We start from the raw sequence: 23694 nt of genomic DNA, 5'->3' as shown, positions 1-23694 counted from the left end.
CGTCCATTGCACAACCACAGATACATACTATCTTCAGCAAACCATACAAAACCTGAATAACACAAATTTTGTATGCTTTTATAGACACCATCTATTGAACAGAGTTCATCAGATTACAAGCTAGCCTAAGTTGGTCATTTGTCCACTCCTGGCTTGACAAATCCACCACTCATTCATTAATTTAACTATACGGTATAGTTAAATTAATGGTGTAGATCATGCAAGATACCTTTTACGGCCCTTATGGTGGCAGCTTCATCCCTGAAATCCTCCTGAACAGTCAGCAGGAGCTTTTCACAGCCTTCGAGCAAGCCAAACAGTCGGAATCGTTTAAAAAACAGCTTCACCAGCAGTGGAAACACTATTCTGGTCGCCCTACACCACTCACACTGTGTGAGAATCTAACGAGTCAACTTGGCGGCGCTCAGATCTACTTAAAACGAGAAGATTTAAACCAAAGCGGCGCTCACAAGATGAACAATGTGATCGGTCAGGCGCTATTAACTCAGTTTATGGGGAAAAAACGTGTTATTGCCGAAACAGGTGCAGGGCAGCATGGCATCGCGACCGCGCTGATCAGCGCACGTTTAGGTCTTGATTGCACCATCTACATGGGAGCACGCGATATAGAACGCCAATACCCCAACGTATTTTGGATGAAACAGCTCGGCGCGACCGTCATCCCTGTAACAACGGGCAGCGCTACGCTTAAAGACGCGCTCGATGAGGCGATGCGCGACTGGGCCGCTAACCATGCTACAACCCACTATTTGATCGGTACCAGTTGCGGCTGCGCACCATTCCCCGAGATGGTGTCCTACTTTCAGTCCGTGATTGGCGATGAGATAAAAGCGCAAAGCCTTGAGCAGATAGGACGCCTACCCGATGCTGTCTATGCGTGTGTCGGTGGCGGCAGTAACGCCTGCGGCGCTTTCTTGCCGTTCATTGATGATGATGTCGAACTGGTCGGCGTAGAGGCCGGCGGCCTAGGCGACAACCCAGGAGAGCACGCCAAGCGCTTTAACACCGACCAAGCAAAATTCGGCATTGCCCAAGGGTATGCCACTCGTTTTTTGCAAGATAATAATGGCCAGCTACAGAAAACCCATTCTATTTCGGCAGGTTTAGACTACGTGGGCGTATCTCCCATTTTGGCCCAACTGGCAGACGAGAATCGAGTTCGTATGATCAGCGCGAACGATCGCGAAGTGATCGAAGCATTCCAAAGCTTAGCCAAAAACGAAGGTATCCTTGCCGCACTGGAATCATCCCACGCCGTCGCCGGTGCGCTTCGCGAAGCCTCTACGCGTTCAAGTAGCGCGTCGATTGTTATTAACCTCTCTGGGCGTGGTGACAAAGACATTTTCAACATCGCAAGCGCCTTAGATGACCAACCGTTCTACGATTTTTTAAATGACTTCCAAGCTCATCGACCAGGAACCACCTCATGAACGCGATACACGATACCAAAAAGCTCATGGCACACTGCGTCTATGGTTATCCAACCACCGAAAAGAGTTTGGACATGATCCGCACGCTCCTGAATCAAGGTATTGATTACTTAGAGGTCCAATACCCCTTCTCAGACCCGGTTGCGGACGGCCCAAGCATTACACAAGCCTGTCACACTGCGCTTGAGCATGATGTTTCGTTTGAGTCATACGCATCGACTTTGAAAAGCATTGCCGATGAGTTTCCCAATCAAACCATCATCGCCATGACCTACCTAAACCCACTGATCCAGCAAAATTTGAGCGCCATAGCTCAACAGTGGGAAGGCTCGGTTGAGCATTTAATCATCCCAGACCTGCCTATTGAGCAAAGTCACTTAATCGGCACGCTAACTAACAAAAATATTCGTCCAATCTGGTTAATTACACCAGGGATGAAGGCCGAGCGAGTGGAGCACTTAGCCAACAACACACATGATGTCCTTTATTGCGTAACACGAGACGGGGTAACCGGAAACAGCGACAAAGTGGCCCTAGCAGAGCAAGAACAGCGATATTTTGATGATGTTCGATCAGTCGCCAAAACGCCTTTTTTAGCAGGGTTTGGCATCAAAACAGCAGAGGATGCCCAACATTACGCTTCTTTAACTAACGGTGTGATTGTTGGCTCTGTATTACTGGATGCTTACCGTAACGCTGATTCACACACAAAAGGGCTTGAGGCCTTAGAATCAAACACTCAAGCCCTGCTGAAAGCCATTAATTCCTAATGGCTTTACATACCCTGCTTTGTGATTTACGAGTATACTTTTGCAGGCTAACACCTTGTTAGCCTTGCCCTATGACATATGCCTATTCCAAGGCACTTAAACTAAGAGAGCAACATGAGCAAATTTTGGAGCCCGGCTGTTAATGAACTGACCCCTTACGTCCCAGGGGAGCAGCCAAAAATTGCGGACATCATTAAACTAAACACCAATGAGAATCCATACCCACCGGCTCCTGGGGTTGAACATGTATTGCGTCACTTTACGTGCGACCACTTTAGAAAATACCCAGACCCAGACTCAAGTGCGCTTAAACAAACCTTGGCGGACTACCATAATCTGACGACCGACCAAGTGTTTGTGGGTAACGGCTCTGACGAAGTGCTCGCGCATACGTTTATGGCCTTCTTCCGTCAAGAACACCCTTTGTTGATGCCAAACATCACGTACAGCTTCTATGACGTGTACTGCAACCTATTCAATATCAATTACGAACTAATCTCTTTAACCTCGGACTTTTCGATTGCTATCAGTGATTACAAAAAAATCAACGGCGGGATTATTTTTGCCAACCCCAACGCGCCCACAGGCAAAGCACTGCCTTTAAGCGATATCGAGCAACTACTTAAACACAACACCGATACGGTTGTGGTGGTTGATGAAGCGTATGTTGATTTTGGTGCGGAATCGGCTGTTAGCTTGATTAATCGCTACCCCAATGTGCTCGTGATTCAGACCCTGTCCAAATCACGCTCCTTAGCAGGTATGCGCATCGGCTTTGCCTTAAGCAGCCCAGAGCTGATCGAAGGGCTTGAGCGCGTAAAGAACAGCTTTAACTCTTACCCTTTGGATATGATTGCTCAAGCGACCGCCATCGAGGCATTCAAGGATCAAGCGTACTTTGAGAAAACCACTCAGCAGATCATCACAACACGCGAATGGACAGTGGATCAATTAACACAGCTGGGCTTTTCGGTGGTGCCCTCTAAAACCAACTTCCTCTTCACTGAGCATAAGGGGGTTGCTGGCGGCGAGCTGATGACTTACCTGCGCGAACACAACATCATCGTGCGACACTTCAAACGAGATGGGATTGATAACTTTTTAAGAATCAGTATCGGGACCGAGGCAGAGATGCAAGCGCTGATTGATTGCCTGAAAGCCCACCCAAGCCTGTAATATCAAAGGCTAAAACGAATTTTCAACCATAAAAAAACCGGTGACTGGGACCCAGTCACCGGTTTTTATAGCCATTAACGCGGCGTAATTATTTGGTTTCACCCTCAATACGGTTTGAGCCCGATTGCTTAGCGACAAACAAGTTCTCTTGAGCTCGCTTAAGCATTGTTTCTGGGGTGTCTTCTGCATTCATCAAGGACGCAACACCGATACTCACTGTGAACGACAGCACACCCGTTGGCGTTGGCACTTCCAAATTGTCCGCAAGGACACGCACACGCTCAGCGGCCATCATACCTTGCTCTAGATTCGTTTCAGGTAAAAACATCACAAAGCGATCATCCGCAAAGCGGGCAAAGAAATCCGCTGTACGCTTAAATCCGTGAAGAGCGGTCACAAAGTTTTGCAGTAGCAAGTCCCCCGCATCCAAGCCTTCACGGTCGTTAAAGTCACTGAAATGATCGATATCGATCATCAATACTGAGCAAGACCAATCGTATCGCTGCGCCTGAGCGACAGAGTGCTGAAGAACCGTCATTAGCGAGCGGCGGTTAAAAGCACCGGTTAAAGGATCACGCTGCGCTTGTTGAGACAGCTTATGTGACATCAGCTTTTGATCGGTAATATCACGCGCTAACACCAACACCTTATCGGCATCATCGGATGCGAACGTGAATTTGAAGCTGCGATTCTGATCAAGACCGGCTTCACGCCAGTCGATACAGTGATCTGGATTGATAGACAAGCTTAAGGTTGGGACGCGATCGGTGGTTACGGCCTGATCGATCAAGGCTTTGATCTTCTCAGCGTCAATAGGGTCAAACAAGCTACAAAATGATCGATCAATAAACAGCTCTTCATTAAGCCAATCCGATTCACCTGCGTGAACCTGTGCCACATCACCCACATCGTTTAATACAAAAACGATTTGATCAATCGCTTTCAACAGGGCGGGGTTACCAAATAGCTCAGTTTGCCCGGTCATAATATTCTCCAAATCCATATCCCTGAAATTATTATCGCTTTTCTAGTGTAAAGTTTTACCGGAAAAAGCCCACTAAAAAAACCAAAATTAGGAAAAGTATAGATAAGAAATGCTGATCTGCCGCTCAAAAAGAGAAAAACTTAAACTAAAGAACAAAACGACGCACAAGACGAACCGCATCACCGAAAAGATCGAGGTTTAACTGACCACCCAGCGATTGGATGTAATCGACAAAAAGCACTGGCAAATTAAGATCATCGACCAGCTGCCCTTTGAACAAGAAGGCGTTTACGTCGTTTTTAACAGGCTCCCAATCGGTTTCATACTCAACCGTGAGCGCCTCAAAACGCAGTACCCCACCCCACTCCGTTTCGCGATGCTGAAACCCCTTTGATAACCAAAAGGCCACCCATTGCGTTTGATCCATGGGGATTTCAGCGGTACCAAGCAGGGTGTAGCTCTGCATTACGACTCGCTTTTAGCGGCGTTCAGTGCCTTTTGACGCTCGCGTTCTTGCGCTTTTTGCTGGCGACGCTCTTGCATTGTTTGCAATGCGTCCGAACCGATATGCCCTTCGCCACGCTCGCGTGCCAGTTGCATTTGATACTCGCGCTGACGGAAACGCTCAAGCTGCTCTTCGGTGTGTTTACCAAAGCAGTGCGGACAGCTGACACCTTGCTCAAACTGATCAGAGGCTTTGTCCTCTTCGGTGATCGGCAGGCGACACGCATTGCACAAATCGTAATGCCCTTTGTTGAGCTGATGATCCACCGTGACGCGATCATCAAACACAAAGCACTCACCCTCCCACATAGATTGCTCTTCTGGGACCTCTTCTAAGTACTTAAGGATGCCGCCTTTTAAGTGGTAAACCTCATCAAAGCCTTGCTGTTTCATAAAGGCCGTAGACTTCTCGCAGCGGATACCGCCCGTGCAGAACATAGCCACTTTCTTATCCTTAGACGGATCTAGATTTTTAGCCACGTATTCCGGAAATTCGCGGAACGTCTCCGTATCGGGGTTGACCGCACCTTTAAACGTGCCGACCTGAACTTCATAATCGTTACGGGTATCAACCAAAACGACATCAGGATCACTGATCAGATCGTTCCAATCTTTGGCTTCTACATAAGTGCCGACCACTTTATTAGGGTCGATACCCTCTACACCTAAGGTAACAATCTCTTTTTTGAGTTTCACCTTAGTGCGCTTGAAAGGCTCTACTTCGTGGTAGGACTCTTTGTATTCGATTGGTGCTAAGCGCTCGTCAGTTTCTAACCACGCCAACAACGCATCAATACCCTCTCGAGAGCCCGAGACGGTTCCGTTTATACCCTCGTGAGCTAACAAAAGAGTACCCTTGATGCCATGTTCTAGCATGACGTTTAAAAGAGGTTCACGCTTTGCTTCAAAATCCGGGAGTGAAACGAATTTATAAAGTGCACAAACAACCGAGCTTGCCATAATCGATTCCGGTAACGCTGTTAAGAAAGGCGGCGATTATACTAGCAAGCTCCGGTTTTGTCTGCCTTGAGTTAAGCCTTACGACGCTGGGCGTCTCTCGCCAATTTATTGAGTGATTCAAGGACCTCTTCAAGCAACTGGCCGCTTTCGCCATTCATCCAACTGGTAGCAAGCTCTGCCTGCAATAACGAGCGCCAATCCCGCTCCTTAAGTTGCTCCACTAGCGACAAACGTGAAGGCAAATGCCGAAGGACGGAATACGACTCGAAAGAGAGTCGATATTGATCAAACTCTTGCTGAACCCAAGCACCCAATTGATGCGCATTACAACGAAGCGGCGACACATGCTCTGACTGCACCAGCTGCGCAATCGGGTCCAAACCCTTAAGGCCCAACTCCTCTTTCTTGAGTGGATATAAGCCGTACAAATTAAACGCCCGAACAAACACCTGACGCAAATAGGCATGGTAGCACTGAGCATCTATGGCTTGCTCGCGAGTCATACCCGTAATTTCACGAATACTGAGGGCCGCATGGGTTATGGCATAGCGTAAACCCAGTGAAGAGACATGTTCGATTTCAAACTGCTGCTGGCGAATCCAATGGCAGATAGGTCGCTCTTTTTTCCAAAGAGACTCTAGCCCCTTGGGGGAAATATCAAACGGACTTTGTAGCTCGGTTGTAATTCCGCCTACACCAAAGCGAATGATCAATGGCGCAGGGTCGATGTTACCCAATAAAGCTTCGATCAACTTGCCAGCGGATTCGTGGAATACAATGTAGCCTTCTTCAGCTTCTTCTAACCGAGCATCTGGGTGCTCAAGTAGGTAGGGTAGATCCTTGATTCGATAGTGTGCCTGAAGGCGCCCTTCTGCATCCGTTAATGCGTATTTTTTAGTGTGAAGCTCGTTATGATCGCTTGTTCTATGCACCATCGTGTCAAATCCATGAAGGCCGGCCTTCCCTGATCCGCATACAACCTCCCTTGCGATTCAAAAACACAACTTGACCGGTAAAGTTAATACACCTTTAACGGTAAAAAATTTTTATAGATCTGTTTCTAGGTGCGCCCGATGCACCAATTTATTCAACACACGAGATACCGCAAACATCCCAAAGGTGGCTGTAACCGCCGTCGAAGCCCCAAAACCACCCGCACAATCCAAGCGTGTAGCGCCCTCTTCTTGCGGTCTTTGGTGGCAAACAGATCCATCAGCTTGTGGGTAGCGTAGTTGCTCTTCCGAGAAAACGCACTCCACGCCAAACTTCTTACCGCTTTTACTGTAACCATAGTGTCGGCGGAGGAAGGACCTAACTTTAGCGGCTAATGGATCATTTATTGTTTTTGATAGGTCTTGAACACGAATTTGGGTCGGATCCAACTGTCCACCCGCCCCGCCAACGCTGATGACAGGGATTTTGTGACGACGACAATGCGCGATGACCGCGGCTTTATCTTTTACCGAATCAATCGCATCCACAACATAGCTAATGGAATCATCTAAGAGATCAGCCACATTATCTTTGGTGATAAATTCCGGAACCTCATGCACTAAACATTCCGGGTTAATCGTATGCATTCGACTGGCCATCACTTCGGTTTTCATCTGGCCAACGGATTCAGTCACAGCATGAATTTGACGATTTACATTGGTAATGCAGATATCATCTTGATCGATCAAGGTGACCTCCCCAATACCTGAGCGCGCTAAGGCCTCAGCCACCCAGGAACCCACACCACCAATACCAATCACAGCAACGTGTGCTTGGCGGAAGGTATCAATCCCCAACTGACCGTAAAGACGCTCGATACCACCAAAGCGCGAATCAAAATCAGACATGCTGTACTCCAGAATTAGATGTCGTCGTCCGTCAACTCGGTAAAGACAGGAGACTTACACTTTACGCATTTGCCTTCGATGAAAATGGTCCCATTGAGTTCGTATTCCTTAGGGTCACTCATCCCAAGGTCGGCCTCCATACACTGGTTACACCAGGTTTGGGTTAAAAAGGCCTGCTGCTCTTCTGGGTCACGTGCAAAAAAATTGCGTGCTGTTTCGTCTGCCATAACGCTCACTGTTTCATTGTAGATCGTAAAAAGGTGTTAACCGTATCCTGCTCTAAAGCCGAACAAAAGCCATCACCCGACTGCGGCCAAGCTTCAAACTCAAAGAACTGACCAAAAAGGGTAAAGCTCAGGCGCCATGCGTGTAGATAGAGCCGATCCGCTGAACTGCCGCCATAGTATCGATCCCCCATGATCGGCGCACCCACGCTTTTAAGCGCCACACGTATCTGATGCGTTTTCCCCGTTTTTGGCTTCACAGCGTACAGACGCACACCAGGTACAACCGAGCAGGATTCAAAATAGGTAATCGCCGGATTCTCTTGGCTTTTGGAGAGTTTCCAAGCCCCGCGTCTGGCTTTGAGCAAATCCCCTTTTACCCAGCCCTGTTTCTTTTTGGGCTTTTGATCAGAAAGTGCAATGTAGTGTTTCTCGATCAATTTTGATTCAAAAAGACGACCAAACTGCGTGGCCACCTCAGAGGTTTTCGCCAATACAAGCAAACCGCTGGTTTCTTTATCCAGCCGGTGAACCAAAAAAAGGGAGGTCGATAACTGCTGCTCAAGCTGGGTAACTAAGCCAAGATCGCTTTGATCTTTGTGCACAGACACACCGGCTGGTTTATTGATAACAACAAACGCCGGTGAATCAAAAATAACGGGGAACTCAGAGAGAGAGCCAGACATTGTCAGTGGCTACCAGCCCATCTCTTGCTTGATGAACGGGATGGTGACTTTGCGCTGAGCGGTCAGGGAAGCCTGATCCAGGCGCTCTAGCATACGACACAAATCTTTCATGTTACGACTGGCATGATGCACCAAATAACGCGCCGCCTCATCACTCAGATCAAAACCACGCACCTTGGCATGCAAAGCCAATGCTGGCGCTTTATCATCATCAGGGAGCTCATGTACTTGGAATACACCACCCCAGCTGAGTCGCGAGAGAAGATCCGGCAACTGGATGTTTAACTGCCTTGGTGGCACCTGAGCCGCCACAATCAGCATATTGCCTTCTTGGCGGATGCGGTTATAAAGATGAAAAACAGCTTCTTCCCACTCTTTATGGCCTGCAATGGCCTCAACATTGTCGATACAGACCAGATTAAGGTGCTCCATCCCCTCTAAAACGACTGGCGTGGAGATGACCATTAATTCATTAAGGGGAAGATACACAGACGTGCGTTTATGGGGCTCAGCATGATGGCAGGCGGCTTCCAACAGGTGAGAACAACCAACGCCACTTTGCCCCCAGATGTACATGAACGGCTCGCCCTGCCCTTCGCTGGCTTGACGCAATAGAGAACACACCAGGCCGTTTGGCCCGACTTGAAAGTTTTCAAATCGAGCTTCATCCCGGAGAGAGATGCCAAGTGGTATCTGCTGAGGCGCTTTAGCGCTGTTCATCGATCTGTTTTTCCTGGTTGACCGGTTGCTCACTTTGCACTTTTAGGCCGCAAATCAGAGCCATAAAGCGAACTGTTTTTGTACCCATCATGAAGGTGGCGCAAAAATACCATAATAACGGCTGCAACGGGTAGTGCAATTAACACCCCTACAAAACCAAACAGTTGACCGCCGGCCATAATCGCGAAAATAACCGCAACAGGGTGCAAGCCAATCTTATCGCCGACCAATAAAGGCGTAAGTACCATGCCCTCAAGCATTTGACCGATACCAAACACGATACCGACGTACACTAAAATCATAGGGTCATTAAATTGAACGTAGGCTGCGATCGCAGCAGAGGCGATACCGACAATCGTACCTAAGTAAGGAACAATACTGGCAACACCCGCGATAAGGCCGATGATGAGCGCCAAATCAACACCAATCAACCATAGGCCAAAGGCATAGATGACGCCCAGCATCACCATAACCATTAACTGTCCCTTTATAAAAGCCCCGAGTACTTCGTCACACTCTTTCGCCCAAGCCGTTACCTTAGGCTCCAAGTTGCGTGGCAGTAAGCGAGCAATTTTGGCCATCATGACATCCCAGTCACGCAGCAAATAAAACATCACAACCGGTATCAACAACGCATTGGCAAGCCAGCCCAACACCGCCATACCCGATTTGGTAACACCGGTTACGACTTGCGCCATCACACTGCCCGTTTGCTCCCAGTGCGCTGCAATCAATTTTTTAATCGACTCACCCTCGCCAAAGCTGATCGATGTGCCTAAATAATCTTCAATGACAGGAAAAATCTTAGTCTCGAACAAGCCCACGACCTGTGGCACCTGCCTCACCAACGATTGAAACTGCTGAGAAAGACTCGGAATCAAAAACAGTAATAACAACGTCAGAATTAGGGTTAGAAGAACGAACACCACGATAACAGAGGCGGTCCGAGTCAACCCCGACTCCTCCAAACGGTCAGCCAACGGGTCAAACAGATAGGCTAATAAAGCACCGGCTAAAAAAGGCGACAAGATAGGCCCAAGCAAAAAAAGCAGAACGCCCGCAATCACAAATACAATTAAAATAAACCAGCGCTGGGTGCGTAAAAGGTGTTCCATGGTACTCATGTATGATCATCCATTTTTATGACTGACGAATAATGCGGTTCTTTTTTTAAAAAACAACCACTTTTCATCGATCGAAACTGTAACACACAATAGCCCGATGCAGACCAACCTGTTAAAATAGCGGGATTCTTTTTCTTAACGATTACATCCTAAAATAGGTTTGATTCATGTCTACTGGTTCTGACAAACAATCCCTAAGTTACAAAGACGCTGGCGTTGATATTGATGCAGGTAATGCTCTGGTTGAGCGCATCAAAGGCGTCGCTAAGAAAACAGCTCGTCCGGAAGTGATGGGCGGTCTTGGCGGTTTCGGCGCGCTTTGTGAAATTCCGGCTGGCTACAAGCAACCGGTATTGGTTTCTGGTACGGATGGCGTTGGAACCAAACTTCGTTTAGCGATGGATATTGGCAAGCACGACACCATTGGTATCGACTTGGTGGCGATGTGTGTTAACGACTTGATCGTAGCCGGTGCCGAGCCCCTATTCTTCCTTGATTACTATGCAACTGGTCACCTGAATGTTGATATGGCGGCTGACGTAGTAACGGGCATTGGTCAAGGTTGCGAATTGGCAGGTGCCGCGCTTGTAGGCGGTGAAACCGCTGAAATGCCAGGCATGTACGAAGGTGACGATTATGACCTTGCTGGTTTCTGCGTGGGTGTGGTCGAAAAATCTGAGATTATCGATGGCAGCAAAGTAAATACCGGTGATGCGCTGATCGCACTGGGTTCATCAGGCCCACACTCTAACGGCTATTCATTGATCCGTAAGATCATTGAAGTCAGCAATGCTGATCTTGAACAAGCCATCGACGGCCGTCCGTTAAAAGAGGCCCTGCTTGAGCCAACACGCATCTACGTAAAAACGCTGCTTAAACTGATCAAAGAGTCTCAGGTAAATGCCTTGTCGCACATCACTGGCGGCGGCTTGCTCGAGAACATCCCTCGTGTACTCCCAGCCGATGCTAAAGCGGTTATCGATGTTAACAGCTGGACTCTGCCTGGTGTTTTCCAGTGGCTGCAATCGGCCGGTAACGTAGACAGCCGCGAGATGTACCGCACCTTCAACTGTGGTGTTGGTATGGTGATCGCAGTGCCTCAATCGGAGCAAGAAAACGCGTTGGCACTCTTAAAAGAGTGCGGCGAAGACGCGTGGGTTATCGGCCAAATCGCCCAAGCCAACGATGGCGAAGAGCAAGTCGAGCTTTCTGGCGACCTGTAATATGTCCAAAAAAATCGTTGTTCTTATTTCTGGCAGCGGTTCAAACTTACAAGCCATTATGGACGCCATTGATGACAAGCGCATCAATGGCTCGATTGCTTGTGTCATCAGCAACAAGGCCGACGCTTACGGCCTTGTTCGCGCCGCTCATGCCGGCATTGAAACACAAACACTGAACCATAAAGAGTTTGAATCACGCGAAGCGTTTGACCATGCCCTTCAGCAAACGGTTGATCAATACACACCCGACATCGTCGTACTGGCGGGCTTCATGCGCATCCTGACGCCTGGGTTTGTTCAGCACTACCAGGGGCGTATGCTTAACATTCACCCTTCTTTATTGCCCAAATACAAAGGCCTTCATACGCACAGGCGTGCCTTGGAAGCAGGCGACACCGAGCATGGCTGCACCGTACACCTCGTCACTGAAGAGCTCGATGGCGGTCCACTGCTAGTTCAGGCATCTGTACCCATTCTTGAAGGCGATACGGAAGACACCCTTCAGCAACGCGTCCACCAGCAAGAGCACATCGCTTATCCATTGGCCGTTGAGCTGATGTGTGAAGATCGCATCACACTGACCGAGATTGGCATTCTGTATGATGGCGAACCTTTGCAAAGCTCGGGTATCCAAGTAGCGTATAGCGCTTAACACATAAGGAAGATCGCATGCAGCTGACACCACGTTGGATTAAAGCCGCGGCTTTGGCTATTTCGCTACCATTGGCCAACACCGCTTTCGCCGATCAAAACCAAGCCTTACAGAGCTTTAAAGCTGTGTACGCTTCCGAGTTTGATCTTGGTGTTGCCTTAAAAGGTGAGCTTACCCGTACACTGACCCAACAGGGCGATCACACATGGCTGATGACCAACCGTGCCGAAACCATAGTGGCCTCAATTACAGAAAACTCATCGTTGAGTGTCGATGACCTGATGGTTAAGCCACACAGCTATGACTACAAACGTAAAGTACTTGGCAAAAGTAAAAAGATCCATCTGGAGTTTGATTGGGACAACCTGACCGCGACCGATCAAAAGGATCGTAAGGTTACACTGACCCAGAACACCCAAGATAAACTCAGTTATCAGCTGCAAATGCGTCTAGCCTTGGCGAATGGCGAAAAAGGACCGTTTGTCTATCACATCGCTGAAAGCGGTAAATCTAAAGAGTACACCTTCAGAGTCATCGATAAAGAGTCCATCGAAACCCCGATGGGTGCGTTTAACACGCTAAAGCTTGAGCTGGATCGTGGAGAGGACTCTAAGCGCGAAACCTTCATCTGGTTTGCGCCAGAGCTCGATTATCAAATTGTACAGCTCAAACAGATCGAACCTGACGGCAAAGCCTACTCTATTCAACTTAAGTCACTGGAGCTTCTTTAATGAGCCAACCTGGCGAACATCTGTATCAATGGTTACTGGATCAAGAAACCCAAGGCGATGATGACCGCCGATTCTATGCCAGTTACTTACTGGGGCACGTCAGCTTAAGTATGGCAGATCACGAAGAGCATCAAATGCCTTTTCGAGATCACCTTGATCAATCCATCGATGCCGCTTTAGAGGTTGACCGTTTAAGCGAGACCGATATTACCGGCATCCGCTCGCTAATCGGCGAATACGACCAAAGCGCGCAGGCTTAACCTTGATTAATGGAGGGTTACGCCCAGTGCGTGCGCCCTCTTCTCAACCGCTTTATCCAGCATCGCGTCCGTCAGACTGCCATTTTTTTCCGATATGGACTGCACGTGCTGACACTGCTTATGCATATCAGCAAAGAACTGAATCTCGACTTCACCTTTCGACCATGCCATCGACTCCCGTCGAAACTGTACATAATCTTCGCGGTAATCTTCTAAGGTAAAAGGCTTTTCAGGCTTTACCGCGTTATTTAACAGTGCGATAAACTGACGCGTCAGAACAATGCTTGCCGTCGAATCCCGAAAAACCATCCGTTTATCAAGGTTCGGCAACGCCGTTTTGAGCTCATCTTGCATAATGGATTGCTTATTGCCTTCAAGATTTTGCATCAGCGCAAACAAGCCATCATAAAAACCGGAGCATTGCGCACCGATTCGAGTCGCTAATTCGATCTGAGATGTGTCCACTGATTCATCGGCCAAACCCAGTGGGCTTACAAACATCATCGAAAAACACAGTGGTTTTAACCATCGCATGGACTTCACTCTCTACATTGACTCGTTTTCTGGCATAGTGCCAGAATCACCTCCATAGTCAATGGCTTATCAGGCAAGCTTGCTTGTATCGTCTTGCCCGGTTTCTGTCGCAAAGTCCACTTGCTGCAGCACGCCTACCTCGCCCGATTCATTAAGGTACACACCCGTTTCTCGGATCATGGCTTGCTCCTGACCGCATTGATCGCGAATCGCAAAATCACCCGACATACCCTCTACCGACATAGCACCTATGCCTGCTTCGGCTAGCGAATAAGTCACATCACGTTCATCGGTTTTAATCCAGACCACCAGGTCATCAAACGCCGAGTCGGCTTCATCGATAAACCCGTTTTGATCCTCATCCAATAAGGCCAGATCCCCAAAGCCATCACCGCTCAGCGTGCCGAATAGCTCAGAACCGTCATTAATGATGCCATCTTGATTGATATCCCTTGCTAAAAAGCCATTCCCTTCGGCCAGCAGAGGTATCCAATCCATTTGCGCATCTTGGTCGAGATCAAACTCAAACCGCTGATCACTGATATCTACCCCCTCTCCGTCCAAGTTAAGAATCAATGGATCTTTGAACACAATGGTTTGCTCGTAGCGCTCACTTTGCTCAAGCGATGTGTATTGACTCATCATTAGAGACAGATCAAAATCAATACTGCGCCCATCACTGGTCAACACCTGACCTGCGGCCGTGTAATCCAATTGATCTTCAATGTCGATCTGCTGATGCGTTTCCATGACAACTTGCTCGATGCGAACCATGCCAAGCAAATTTGTTGCCGCCGAGCGTTGGACGCGCCCTTGTGAATAATCCCCACCGTCGACCGTTTGCGTCGACACAGGCACCGATGAGGCCGCGCTTTGCGTCGAAGAGCAATCACAACCAGCCGCTTCATTTGCTAAGGCATTTCGGTATTGCTCAAGCGCCGCATACAATACAGCAAACAAACGCTGCTTTATTTGCTCGGCCTGATCCATCGCCGCTTCCGCCTCACTGGTTTGCTCAGTTTGATCGACAATCCCTATTGCGGATTGCAACTGAGATAGAAACTGAGTCCCGCTCCCGGCTTTAATCTGAACCGTGGTACTCGTCTGGCTTTGCTCTATCGATATCGTTGTCGAACTTTTCGCGGTTGCGCTTTGTTGAAGTTGACTGTTCGTAATGATCATAAATCACCTCGTGTTAGAGAGAAGAACGGCGAACTTTTGCCGATTTTACGACTCAGATCGGAAACACTTTGCCAGCACACTTAAGAGACTCTTAGAAGACACTTGCTAAGCGGTTCGCCAGCTCACAAAATAAGGCGCTAAATCAGGGAGTTAAAACGCTGAACGCTCAGCATTGCTTTAAACGACCCTTGCCGCCTTGGACACACGAAGAGCACTTTGCAAAAAGCGCCCCAACTTGATTACTAACGGACAGATGTATGCCATACAGACGCGCTCGCACCACCCGCCATTTGATCAAAGCCAGTACGCTAGGCCTGTTTGCGGTTTTAGCAGGCTGCTCGACGGATACCGGTGTTCAAAAACCAACACCGCCTGCCGAGGGCAAAGCCGGTATCAGCCACTCAGTCTGCTGGAGCGACCTCCCTGGCTGGCCAGATCAGCGCGCTAACGAAGCCATTGCCTCCTTTCAATCCCAATGCCAACGCATGATCAAATCGAGCGACCAAAAGGCGGCTTGGCAATCGTTCTGTAGCGCATTACAAAGTAGCCAAAGCGCGTCACAAACCACACGATTAATTGAGCAAAACTTCACGCCATACCAGGTCCTTGGCAAGCACGGCGAGACACAAGGGCTGATCACCGGCTATTACGAACCTACACTGCACGGCAGCTTTACTAAAACAGCTAGGTACCGCTACCCACTGTATAAAAAACCCAACGACCTGCTGACCATTGATCTTGGTGACCGCTTTCCGGAACTCAAAGGTGAACGCGTTCGGGGCCGTCTAGTGGGCAACAAAGTGGTTCGGTATTACGATCGCAAAGCCATTAGCCAAACACCAAGCCCGCTTGCAGGGCACGAGTTGATGTGGGTCGATAACCCTGATGATGCGTTTTTCCTGGAAATTCAAGGCTCTGGACGCGTTCTGCTTGAGAACGGCCAATGGGCCGGTGTGGGTTATGCCGATCAAAACGGCGAGCCTTATTACGCCATCGGCCGGGAGTTGATCAAAAACGGCGAACTCGCACCAGAGACCGTCTCACTGCAGAGCATTCGTCAGTGGCTATCGGACCATCCAGACAAAGCAGACCAGCTCAAAAATCTTAACCGAAGCTATGTGTTCTTTACCCTTCGCGATGTTAAAGAGGAAAACCCACGCGGCTCGTTGAATGTACCTCTCACACCAGAGCGCAGCGTAGCGGTCGACCGCTCTGTCATCCCACTAGGTACGCCGCTCTGGATCTCGACCACCTTACCTAACCAGCAATCATACCAACGTATCGTCCTGGCCCAAGATACCGGAGGCGCCATCCGAGGCCCGGTTCGCGCAGATCTGTTCTTTGGGCGTGGCGATTATGCTGAAAAAATGGCCGGTGAGATGAAACAATCTGGGCAAATCTATGCTCTAATGATTAAAGGCAGTAATAAATTAGCCGACACACACACTTGTCAACGTTGAAAAACGCCACCTGACCATCCTGCTCTGCAGGGAGGAGGCAAGCATGGCTCGCCAGTACATTCGACATCCTGCCCACATCCCGATTCAAATTATCGGGAGTGACGCCTTTACCACCTCCTTTCGCCATGTTGTGACCCACAACATCAGTCATGGCGGCTTGGCGTGTGAGTCGGAGAAATCCTTCCTGCCGGGGGATCTTGTAGAGATCATCATTCCGGTCACCAACCCACCTTTTTCAAGTGTGGGTCATGTGATTTGGTGTGAAACCTTACCCAATGCACATTTTTTAATTGGCATTGGGTTTGATGATTTTGATGAGGCTTACTCCGTCCGCATGATCGAGCAGGTCTGCCATATCGAAGAATACCGCAAAGAGATGAGTCAAAAGAGTGGCAACGAGATGCCACCTGAACAAGCCGCGTGCGAGTGGATCGCAAAATACGCGAAGGACTTCCCCAACCTGCATTAAGCGCTAAATAGCCTATTGCGTACCAACGGCTTTCGCAACGGACGCACACACAAAAGCGGGTACCTGCTTCTCTGGCATAGGTGCGGAGAACCGAAAGCCTTGCAAGCGATCCACACCCAAAGCATCACAACTACGAAGGTGATCTTCTGTTTCGATGCCTTCGGCAACCGCTTTTAACCCCAACGAATGAACCATGTTGGAGATCCCCTCGCAGAGGCTATAGTTTTTTGTATCTTTCGGACTTGTCGGCAACAGGCTTCGGTCAATTTTGACCACATCGATCGGGAAACGCCTTAGATGAGAGATCGAGGCAAAGCCGGTTCCGAAATCATCAATAGCAATGGTGCAGCCCAGTGCCTTAAGTGCTTCGAGCTGACGAATGTTCCGGCTGGAGTGATCCAACAACATGGTTTCTGTGATTTCAAACTCAACCAACTCGCCCGGTAGCTCATGCTTTAACAAGGTAGACTCGATGAAGTCCACCAAATGCATATCCTCTAGCTGCCTTGCTGACAAATTGATCGCCATTTTGATCGGCGGCATAGACTCATTTTTATGCCAAAGCGACAGCGTCTGAATGGCGCGTGCAATCACCCAATTACCAATCGGGCGAATCAAACGAGTTTCTTCAGCCACTTCAATAAAGGTGTCTGGCAGCATCAACACGTTATTTCGCTTCCAACGAATCAGCGCCTCTACCCCCCAAACCTCTTTGTGGCCTGCACGCATTACCGGTTGATAGTAGAGCTGTAGCGAATCATCCACGATTGCGCTTTTAAGCGCATTTTCCATCTCGACACGTGCTGTCGTCTTTTGCTGCTGCTCAGGGCGGTAGTAGCTGAATTTGTGCTTCCCTTGGCGTTTGGCGCGATACATGGCCACATCTGCTTGCTTGATCAACACATCGGGGGTGGTTGCATCTTCCGGGAACACCGAAATACCGATACTCGCACTGACCTTTTCTTTGACCCTACAGGACAACACGATGGGTTGCTCTAACTGATCAAGAATCCGCGTCGCAACACGGGCGGCGCTGTGTTTACCCTTTTCGGTGTTGAGTATCAAACCAAACTCATCCCCACCTAATCGCGCCAAAATCTCACCATCGCGCAAGCAAGATTGGATTCGCTGAGTTACTTGGCGAATAAAGTCATCACCGACATCATGGCCGTATGTGTCATTCACCACCTTAAAGTCATCTAGGTCGATCATCATCAGTTCTAATCGATACCGACCACGTGCGGCATTTGCCACAGAACGCGACAATGAAGATTCAAAATAATAGCGATTCGATAGACCCGTTAACGTATCGGTTTCAGAAAGGTACTTTAGCTTTTTGAAGGTCGAATCCTGTTGGCGCTCCAACTCATAGCGGGTACGCGCGTTTAACAAGGCCAACCACAAGCGCTTTTCGGATATTTCTGACTTAAAGATAAAATCTTGAGCACCCGCTTTCAGTGCCGTGCTGATCAGAGATTCATCTTCTGAGCGACTCAGCATGATAATGGGTAGCTGAATCTGAACGGAGAGCATTCGAATTTCGTAAAGAAGGGACATCCCGGCACAATCTTTGTGCAGGCAGCCGATAAGGATCATATCCACGGGGGAGTTTTTGAGGTGCTCTAGCGCATCCTCGTTACTGTCCGCTTTAATGAGGCTGTGTTGCGTATTTTTCAGTGCCCGAACGGTACGCTCACGGTCAAAGTGAACACTGTCGACTACCAGGATATTCATTTACCATCATCCCTAATGGACTTCACACCAAAGGTGAACTTCTGGTGATTCACACGACGAGCTAACTGAGTGAACCTTATTTTACGGTTAAGTGACGAAATCCGTCTGCCACTTCTCTTGTCTTGCAAATAGAGATTTGCTTATCTTTTAACTCACGCCTCTAGTTATAGCGCTTTAAAACGATTTATCAACTCATCTTCAGAAATAACACCAACGGTGGTCATATCCTCTCTGAGCTCGCCGCTCGCATTATAGAAAAATAACGCCGGTGGCCCAAAGATTTTATATTGATCGATCAATTGTTTAGAGGCCTCACTGTTGTCGGTGACATCCACACGAATCAATCGTACTTGATCAAACCAAGGAACGACCGCTTCAGCCTGAAACGTCCCCCACTCAAGCTCTTTGCAAGAGATACACCAATCCGCGTAGAAGTCGAGCATAGCCGGCGTACCATTGCGCTTTAGATCAGCCAAGGTAGTCGCAAGTTGCGAAGGGGTTGTTACCGTAATCGCTGGCGCAACCTCGACCGCTTTGGCTTCACCACCGCCGATCATATGTAAGGGCTGCGTAAGACTCTTACTGCCCGAGAAAACACCGACCAATAACGCAGCGCCGTACAAAAGAGACAACACCCCGATCCCTTTCCAAAAACGCTGCCAGCCCGACACTGGATGCGGTAAAGACTCTAGCGCTTTTAGATAGATGGCGCAGATGATCAAGATAACGGCCAACAGGAGCATAGTAACGGTAATCGGCACAATGCGATCCAACATCCATACCGCCATCAGCAAGAGTACGACACCGAACCCCGCCTTGACCGAATCCATCCAAACGCCGGCTTTCGGTAGATAACGCCCTGCGGAGGTACCGACAACCAGTAACGGCAGCCCCATACCCAAACTTAGACTAAACAAGGCCAAACCACCCATAACAGGATCACCACTTTGGCCAATGTAGATAAGAGCCCCCGCCAATGGTGCCGCCATACATGGCCCTACGATCAGAGCCGAAAGCACGCCCATGACGGCCACACCGGTGTAACGACCACTTCGTTTATCGGACCCTTTGGACAACCAGGTTTGGACGCCTGAGGGCATTTGAAGCTGGTAAAATCCAAACATCGATAACGCCAATAGCACAAACAATGCGCTGAACGAGCCAATCACCCATGGGTTTTGAAACGCCACTTGGACATTCGCGCCAAACAAGCCTGCGATGACGCCAACCACGGTGTAAGTGAAAGCCATCGCCAATACGTAGACCAAAGACAGCATAAAGGCTTTTTGCGTTGAGAGTTTTTCCCCACGGCCGACAATGACGCCAGAAAGGATGGGAATCATCGGGAAAACGCACGGCGTTAATGACAAAGCCAGACCCGCTAAAAAGAACAAGCCCAGCATAACGCTGGTTTTCTGACCATTTAATAGCGATGCAAACTGATCTTGTTCACTTGTGAAGGTCGTTGGAGTAGCTGGAGATACAGAAGACTGTGGGGCTTCTTGTGAAGCGTTGGAGGCTGCGATACCCGTTAACGTGGGAATAACCGGTATACTTACTTCCTGCTTTACAGGGGGATAACAAATCCCACCCTCCCAACAGCCTTGATACGTAACGGTAACTACTTGATCTAATAAAGGCGCATCACCCTCTGCACCAAACGTAAGAACAACATTGGCATTGTCATGGAATACGTGAACATCCCCAAATAAGGGATCGGATTTCAATTCGGTTGCGCTTCGCTGGTTATCGGCCAGAATTACCCCTTGTGGAAGCGCGAACTCCATTCGGTCGCGATATAAGTAGTAATCCGGCTGGATCACCCAATCTAACGAGATCACACCCTCTTTAACCACCGAAGGCGATAACACAAACGCTTGCTCGACAGGCAACGGACCATCGGTGTTGGCTTGTTCGAAAAACCCAGCGGCATAACTTGTCTGCACCCAGCCAAAGAGGGTCAATATGCTGCACAGCAACCAACATAACAACGGATTGATCTTTAACGCTTGTATCATCTTGTATTTGCACTCTAAAACATGACGCGTGTCATTACTGACAAAACAAACCTGTCTGACCTAAAAGCGGGTCTGGCGGTTCCTTAAATGTTGTTTTATATACGCTTGGCGCATTTTAACGGATTCGCACTGGCCTGTCCGGATGCTTAGCGCCTTCTTTTGAGCTAGGTCGCTTAAGTAGCCTTACCATTACTGGCACTTTGTGATAAAACATTGGCCTCTAATTATAAGTTGTTATCGCAAAAGCGATGCATGTACGTTCAGGAAAACACAATGTCAGATAATCGAGTCGATGATTTAAATATCGAATCAGCGTCGGTACTGGTTACCCCCGACGCACTTAAGGCTAAGCTGCCGATTTCCGATGCAGCAGCACGCTCTGTGCTGGAAGGCCGTCAAGTGGTTCGCGATATTCTAGATCGCAAAGATAAGCGCCTGTTTGTTGTCGTAGGCCCTTGTTCAATCCACGATGTGGATGCAGCGCTGGAATATGGTAAGCGCCTAAAAGCGCTGGCCGACCAAGTGAAAGACACGATCTATATCGTCATGCGTGTGTATTTTGAGAAACCGCGTACTACTGTGGGTTGGAAAGGCCTGATCAACGACCCTCACATGAACGACTCTTTCGACATCGAAGAGGGCTTGTTCCGTGCTCGTAAACTGCTGATCGATCTGGCCGAAATGGGCCTGCCTTTGGCGACCGAAGCACTTGATCCGATTTCACCTCAATACATTCAAGACTTGATCTCTTGGTCGGCCATTGGCGCTCGTACCACCGAGTCGCAAACCCACCGCGAGATGTCCTCCGGTTTGTCCTGTGCTGTTGGCTTTAAAAACGGCACCGATGGCGGTCTTGAAGTCGCCGTTAATGCAATGAAGTCTGTTCAGCATCAACACAGCTTTTTGGGGATCAACTCCGAAGGCCAAGTATCGATCATTCGCACCAAGGGCAATGATTATGGCCATGTTGTGCTGCGCGGTGGCAACGGTCGACCAAACTACGATTCAGTCAGTGTAGCCATCTGCGAGAAAGCGCTGGATAAAGCCGGCCTTAAACCTAACATCATGATCGATTGCAGTCATGCAAACTCGTTCAAAGACCCTAAGCATCAACCTTTGGTGGCTCAAAACGCAGCCAACCAAATTGTTGAAGGCAACCAATCGATCGTTGGTTTGATGATTGAGTCTCACCTTGAGTGGGGCAACCAATCCATTCCTAAAGATCTTAGCGAGTTAAAGTACGGTGTCTCTGTCACCGACGCGTGTATTGACTGGGCATCTACCGAAGAAAGCCTATTAATGATGCGCGAAAAGCTTAAGGATGTCCTTCCTACCCGGAACTAATCCGACCTTATCTTCATCAAAGCCCGCACATGTCGGGCTTTTTTATTGCGTGAACGCTAGGAAAGTTTAATTTCTTAGCAAAAAAACCAAAAAATTCAACAAGTAACTAGAAAATCCAATCCTAATTCTGATATAAGTGATAGCACTTTGGATAAACACTCATCACCAGCAGTAAAATCTAAGGAGCCCGTAGTGACTCGCTCACCGCTTTTCTGGGTTGTTATTTTTTTAATTTGCACGCTCATGGAAGGGACTGCACTCTATTACCAATATGTTTTGGAGTATTACCCTTGCGTTCTGTGCGTTCAGATTCGCGGTTGTATTCTTCTGATCATGATCGCCTCGCTGATCGGTATGTTTGGTTCACTCTGGCGCCCAAGCCGAATGATCGCCCATTTACTCGGGTTATTTGGTAGCGGCCTAATGCTTGAACGTTCGTACCAAACACTGGGGGTTGAGAAAGGCTTTCTTGATGGAAGTTGCTCATTAACAGGTGGTTTTCCGGATTGGATCCCTTTGCATCAGATCTGGCCTGCTGTCTTCGAACCCTTGGAGTCATGCGGCTATACACCGCTACTCCCGCTCGGAATCTCCATGGCAGAAGCGCTGGTCGCGGTTTCCGCTGTTTTTGTACTGATCTTTCTGTTCAGTTTTCCGTCAAGCGTAAAGCGTCCTCGCACTCATCTCTTCCTGTAACACCCTTTATTGCTAGTCGATAAGTGATCGTTACTGAGCATCAAACAGATGTTCATTACGATCACTCATCTGTTGAAAATCAGTACACTTCTTTTTTTAAACGTTTTCAATTTGCAAAGTATTAAATATTAAGCGCTTTCCGCTTAATTTAAACACCCGTTTCAATTTCGCAAATTAGATCATTAACTATTTAATTCAAACGCATCTGTCCTTAGAATAAGTTTTAGCTAAACAAATATGGGTGCATAGCCGATATATCGAACTTATGTGGAGTATTCGATGGCGTTACTGATCTATGATAATGGGAACTTAGTTAGAAGCCCTTCTGATGCAAAGTTCGCGAACAACGAGGTAACACCGACTGGCCAAAGCCAGGGGTCTTCTGCGGCTGCGCAACGTGGCGCACAAGACTCCCAAGCCCAAAGCACCGCTATGCCTTACATCCCGCGCCCACAAGGAAACACAACGGCGGCTCGTACGCCCGCGTTCTCATCTAGGATGTACGAAGAAAACAGCCGCAAAACCGATACTCTGCAAGATCGCCGCAAACTGAGCGCCATCCATGTAATGACGTCACCGGTGATCACTGTTAGCCAGTTCGACACTGTAAAAAATGCACTCCAGATCATGCATCACGAGAACATTGACCACCTCGTTGTTGTAAACATCAACGGACACCCACTTGGCGTTGTGACTGACGGTCAGCTGTTACGTCATGGTGCGGAATCAACCAGTTTTGTAGAAAACTTGCTCACCCGCTCTTTGATCGCCGTTTCGCCGGACACCTTGGTAAGGGATATCGCACTCATTTTCATGGAAGAGAAAGTCAGCTGCGTACCAGTGGTTAACCAAGGACATCAAGTGGCCGGCATCATCTGCCGTAGCGATCTCCTTAGGTTATTAGTAAGCGGCCCAAATATGGCCCAACGCGCCTAAGCTATAAAGAAAAA

Annotated in this window: 24 protein-coding genes and 1 pseudogene; 12 read left to right on the top strand and 13 right to left on the bottom strand. The window is 48.6% G+C overall.

Annotated elements, in window-relative coordinates; genetic code table 11:
- The first annotated feature begins 218 nt into the window (after positions 1-218).
- From trpB to hisC, 3 genes are all read left to right on the top strand, one after another.
- Positions 219-1451, top strand: a complete 1233-nt coding sequence (gene trpB, locus ACXAF9_RS02780) for a tryptophan synthase subunit beta (protein ID WP_475070058.1) — start codon at positions 219-221, stop codon at positions 1449-1451.
- The gene (gene trpA / locus ACXAF9_RS02775) at positions 1448-2221 is read left to right on the top strand and encodes a tryptophan synthase subunit alpha (RefSeq protein WP_475070056.1); all 774 of its coding nucleotides are present in this window, start codon (positions 1448-1450) and stop codon (positions 2219-2221) included. The genes trpB and trpA overlap by 4 nt, the downstream gene beginning before the upstream one ends.
- 114 nt (positions 2222-2335) lie before the next feature.
- Positions 2336-3397: a histidinol-phosphate transaminase gene (hisC, locus tag ACXAF9_RS02770; RefSeq protein WP_475070053.1), complete on the top strand. Its 1062-nt coding sequence runs from the start codon at positions 2336-2338 to the stop codon at positions 3395-3397.
- Between the two features lie 88 nt (positions 3398-3485).
- Here hisC and ACXAF9_RS02765 read toward each other — a convergent pair whose 3' ends face one another.
- From ACXAF9_RS02765 to ACXAF9_RS02725, 9 genes are all read right to left on the bottom strand, one after another.
- A complete protein-coding gene (locus ACXAF9_RS02765) occupies positions 3486-4382 on the bottom strand; it encodes a GGDEF domain-containing protein (protein ID WP_475070050.1) in 897 nt (298 codons plus the stop codon).
- 145 nt (positions 4383-4527) lie between these two features.
- Positions 4528-4848 carry a hypothetical protein gene (locus tag ACXAF9_RS02760; protein WP_475070048.1) on the bottom strand — a complete coding sequence of 107 codons (321 nt, stop codon included), beginning with the start codon at positions 4846-4848 and terminating at the stop codon, positions 4528-4530.
- A complete protein-coding gene (gene trhO / locus ACXAF9_RS02755) occupies positions 4848-5846 on the bottom strand; it encodes an oxygen-dependent tRNA uridine(34) hydroxylase TrhO (protein WP_475070046.1) in 999 nt (332 codons plus the stop codon). The genes ACXAF9_RS02760 and trhO overlap by 1 nt, the downstream gene beginning before the upstream one ends.
- Positions 5847-5917: 71 nt before the next feature.
- Positions 5918-6781, bottom strand: coding sequence for a hypothetical protein (locus tag ACXAF9_RS02750; RefSeq protein WP_475070043.1), 864 nt, complete (start codon positions 6779-6781; stop codon positions 5918-5920).
- 111 nt (positions 6782-6892) lie between these two features.
- A complete protein-coding gene (gene tcdA, locus ACXAF9_RS02745; RefSeq protein ID WP_475070041.1) occupies positions 6893-7687 on the bottom strand; it encodes a tRNA cyclic N6-threonylcarbamoyladenosine(37) synthase TcdA in 795 nt (264 codons plus the stop codon).
- 14 nt (positions 7688-7701) lie between these two features.
- Positions 7702-7914: a hypothetical protein gene (locus tag ACXAF9_RS02740; protein WP_475070039.1), complete on the bottom strand. Its 213-nt coding sequence runs from the start codon at positions 7912-7914 to the stop codon at positions 7702-7704.
- Between the two features lie 5 nt (positions 7915-7919).
- Complete coding sequence (locus tag ACXAF9_RS02735) at positions 7920-8597, bottom strand: TIGR01621 family pseudouridine synthase (RefSeq protein WP_475070036.1); 678 nt, start codon at positions 8595-8597, stop codon at positions 7920-7922.
- Between the two features lie 9 nt (positions 8598-8606).
- On the bottom strand, positions 8607-9317 hold the full coding sequence (gene hda / locus ACXAF9_RS02730; RefSeq protein WP_475070034.1) for a DnaA regulatory inactivator Hda: 711 nt from the start codon (positions 9315-9317) through the stop codon (positions 8607-8609).
- 29 nt (positions 9318-9346) lie between these two features.
- Positions 9347-10441, bottom strand: coding sequence for an AI-2E family transporter (locus ACXAF9_RS02725; RefSeq protein WP_475070030.1), 1095 nt, complete (start codon positions 10439-10441; stop codon positions 9347-9349).
- 167 nt (positions 10442-10608) lie between these two features.
- On the opposite strand from ACXAF9_RS02725, the gene purM reads away from it, so the two are divergent.
- The 4 genes from purM to ACXAF9_RS02705 are packed head-to-tail and all read left to right on the top strand — an operon-like array spanning position 10609 to position 13307.
- Entirely contained in the window at positions 10609-11664 is a 1056-nt protein-coding gene (gene purM, locus ACXAF9_RS02720; RefSeq protein ID WP_475070028.1) for a phosphoribosylformylglycinamidine cyclo-ligase, read from the top strand.
- Between the two features lies 1 nt (position 11665).
- A complete protein-coding gene (purN, locus tag ACXAF9_RS02715) occupies positions 11666-12316 on the top strand; it encodes a phosphoribosylglycinamide formyltransferase (protein WP_475070024.1) in 651 nt (216 codons plus the stop codon).
- A 17-nt stretch (positions 12317-12333) separates the two neighbouring features.
- Positions 12334-13047 carry a DUF3108 domain-containing protein gene (locus ACXAF9_RS02710; protein WP_475070022.1) on the top strand — a complete coding sequence of 238 codons (714 nt, stop codon included), beginning with the start codon at positions 12334-12336 and terminating at the stop codon, positions 13045-13047.
- Entirely contained in the window at positions 13047-13307 is a 261-nt protein-coding gene (locus ACXAF9_RS02705) for a YfcL family protein (protein ID WP_475070020.1), read from the top strand. Before ACXAF9_RS02710 ends, ACXAF9_RS02705 begins: the two co-directional genes overlap by 1 nt.
- 6 nt (positions 13308-13313) lie before the next feature.
- Here ACXAF9_RS02705 and ACXAF9_RS02700 read toward each other — a convergent pair whose 3' ends face one another.
- Together ACXAF9_RS02700 and ACXAF9_RS02695 are read right to left on the bottom strand one after the other, a co-directional pair.
- Positions 13314-13841 carry a hypothetical protein gene (locus ACXAF9_RS02700; RefSeq protein ID WP_475070018.1) on the bottom strand — a complete coding sequence of 176 codons (528 nt, stop codon included), beginning with the start codon at positions 13839-13841 and terminating at the stop codon, positions 13314-13316.
- Between the two features lie 69 nt (positions 13842-13910).
- Entirely contained in the window at positions 13911-15023 is a 1113-nt protein-coding gene (locus ACXAF9_RS02695; protein ID WP_475070015.1) for a hypothetical protein, read from the bottom strand.
- A gap of 257 nt (positions 15024-15280) precedes the next feature.
- Between ACXAF9_RS02695 and mltA the strand changes: the two genes are divergently transcribed.
- Positions 15281-16483: a murein transglycosylase A gene (gene mltA / locus ACXAF9_RS02690; protein ID WP_475070013.1), complete on the top strand. Its 1203-nt coding sequence runs from the start codon at positions 15281-15283 to the stop codon at positions 16481-16483.
- Positions 16484-16526: 43 nt separating this feature from the next.
- Positions 16527-16952, top strand: a complete 426-nt coding sequence (locus tag ACXAF9_RS02685) for a PilZ domain-containing protein (protein WP_475070011.1) — start codon at positions 16527-16529, stop codon at positions 16950-16952.
- A 90-nt stretch (positions 16953-17042) separates the two neighbouring features.
- On the opposite strand, the pseudogene ACXAF9_RS02680 reads toward ACXAF9_RS02685, so the two are convergent.
- A pseudogene (locus ACXAF9_RS02680) lies at positions 17043-18686 on the bottom strand (two-component system response regulator); the annotation flags it as partial.
- A gap of 164 nt (positions 18687-18850) precedes the next feature.
- Complete coding sequence (dsbD, locus tag ACXAF9_RS02675) at positions 18851-20704, bottom strand: protein-disulfide reductase DsbD (RefSeq protein ID WP_475070009.1); 1854 nt, start codon at positions 20702-20704, stop codon at positions 18851-18853.
- Positions 20705-20977: 273 nt separating this feature from the next.
- Here dsbD and ACXAF9_RS02670 point away from each other — a divergent pair, with 273 nt between their 5' ends.
- From ACXAF9_RS02670 to ACXAF9_RS02660, 3 genes are all read left to right on the top strand, one after another.
- The gene (locus tag ACXAF9_RS02670; protein WP_475070006.1) at positions 20978-22048 is read left to right on the top strand and encodes a 3-deoxy-7-phosphoheptulonate synthase; all 1071 of its coding nucleotides are present in this window, start codon (positions 20978-20980) and stop codon (positions 22046-22048) included.
- Positions 22049-22240: 192 nt separating this feature from the next.
- Positions 22241-22744, top strand: coding sequence for a disulfide bond formation protein B (locus ACXAF9_RS02665; protein WP_475070003.1), 504 nt, complete (start codon positions 22241-22243; stop codon positions 22742-22744).
- Positions 22745-23023: 279 nt separating this feature from the next.
- Positions 23024-23680 (top strand): CBS domain-containing protein, encoded by a 657-nt coding sequence (locus ACXAF9_RS02660; protein ID WP_475069999.1) that lies wholly within the window; start codon positions 23024-23026, stop codon positions 23678-23680.
- Positions 23681-23694 lie beyond the last annotated feature (14 nt).

Source organism: Neptunomonas sp. ABH4_499 (assembly GCF_056160565.1).
The sequence above is the reverse complement of the archived record's forward strand: the minus strand, read 5'-3'. Positions and strand labels throughout refer to the sequence as shown.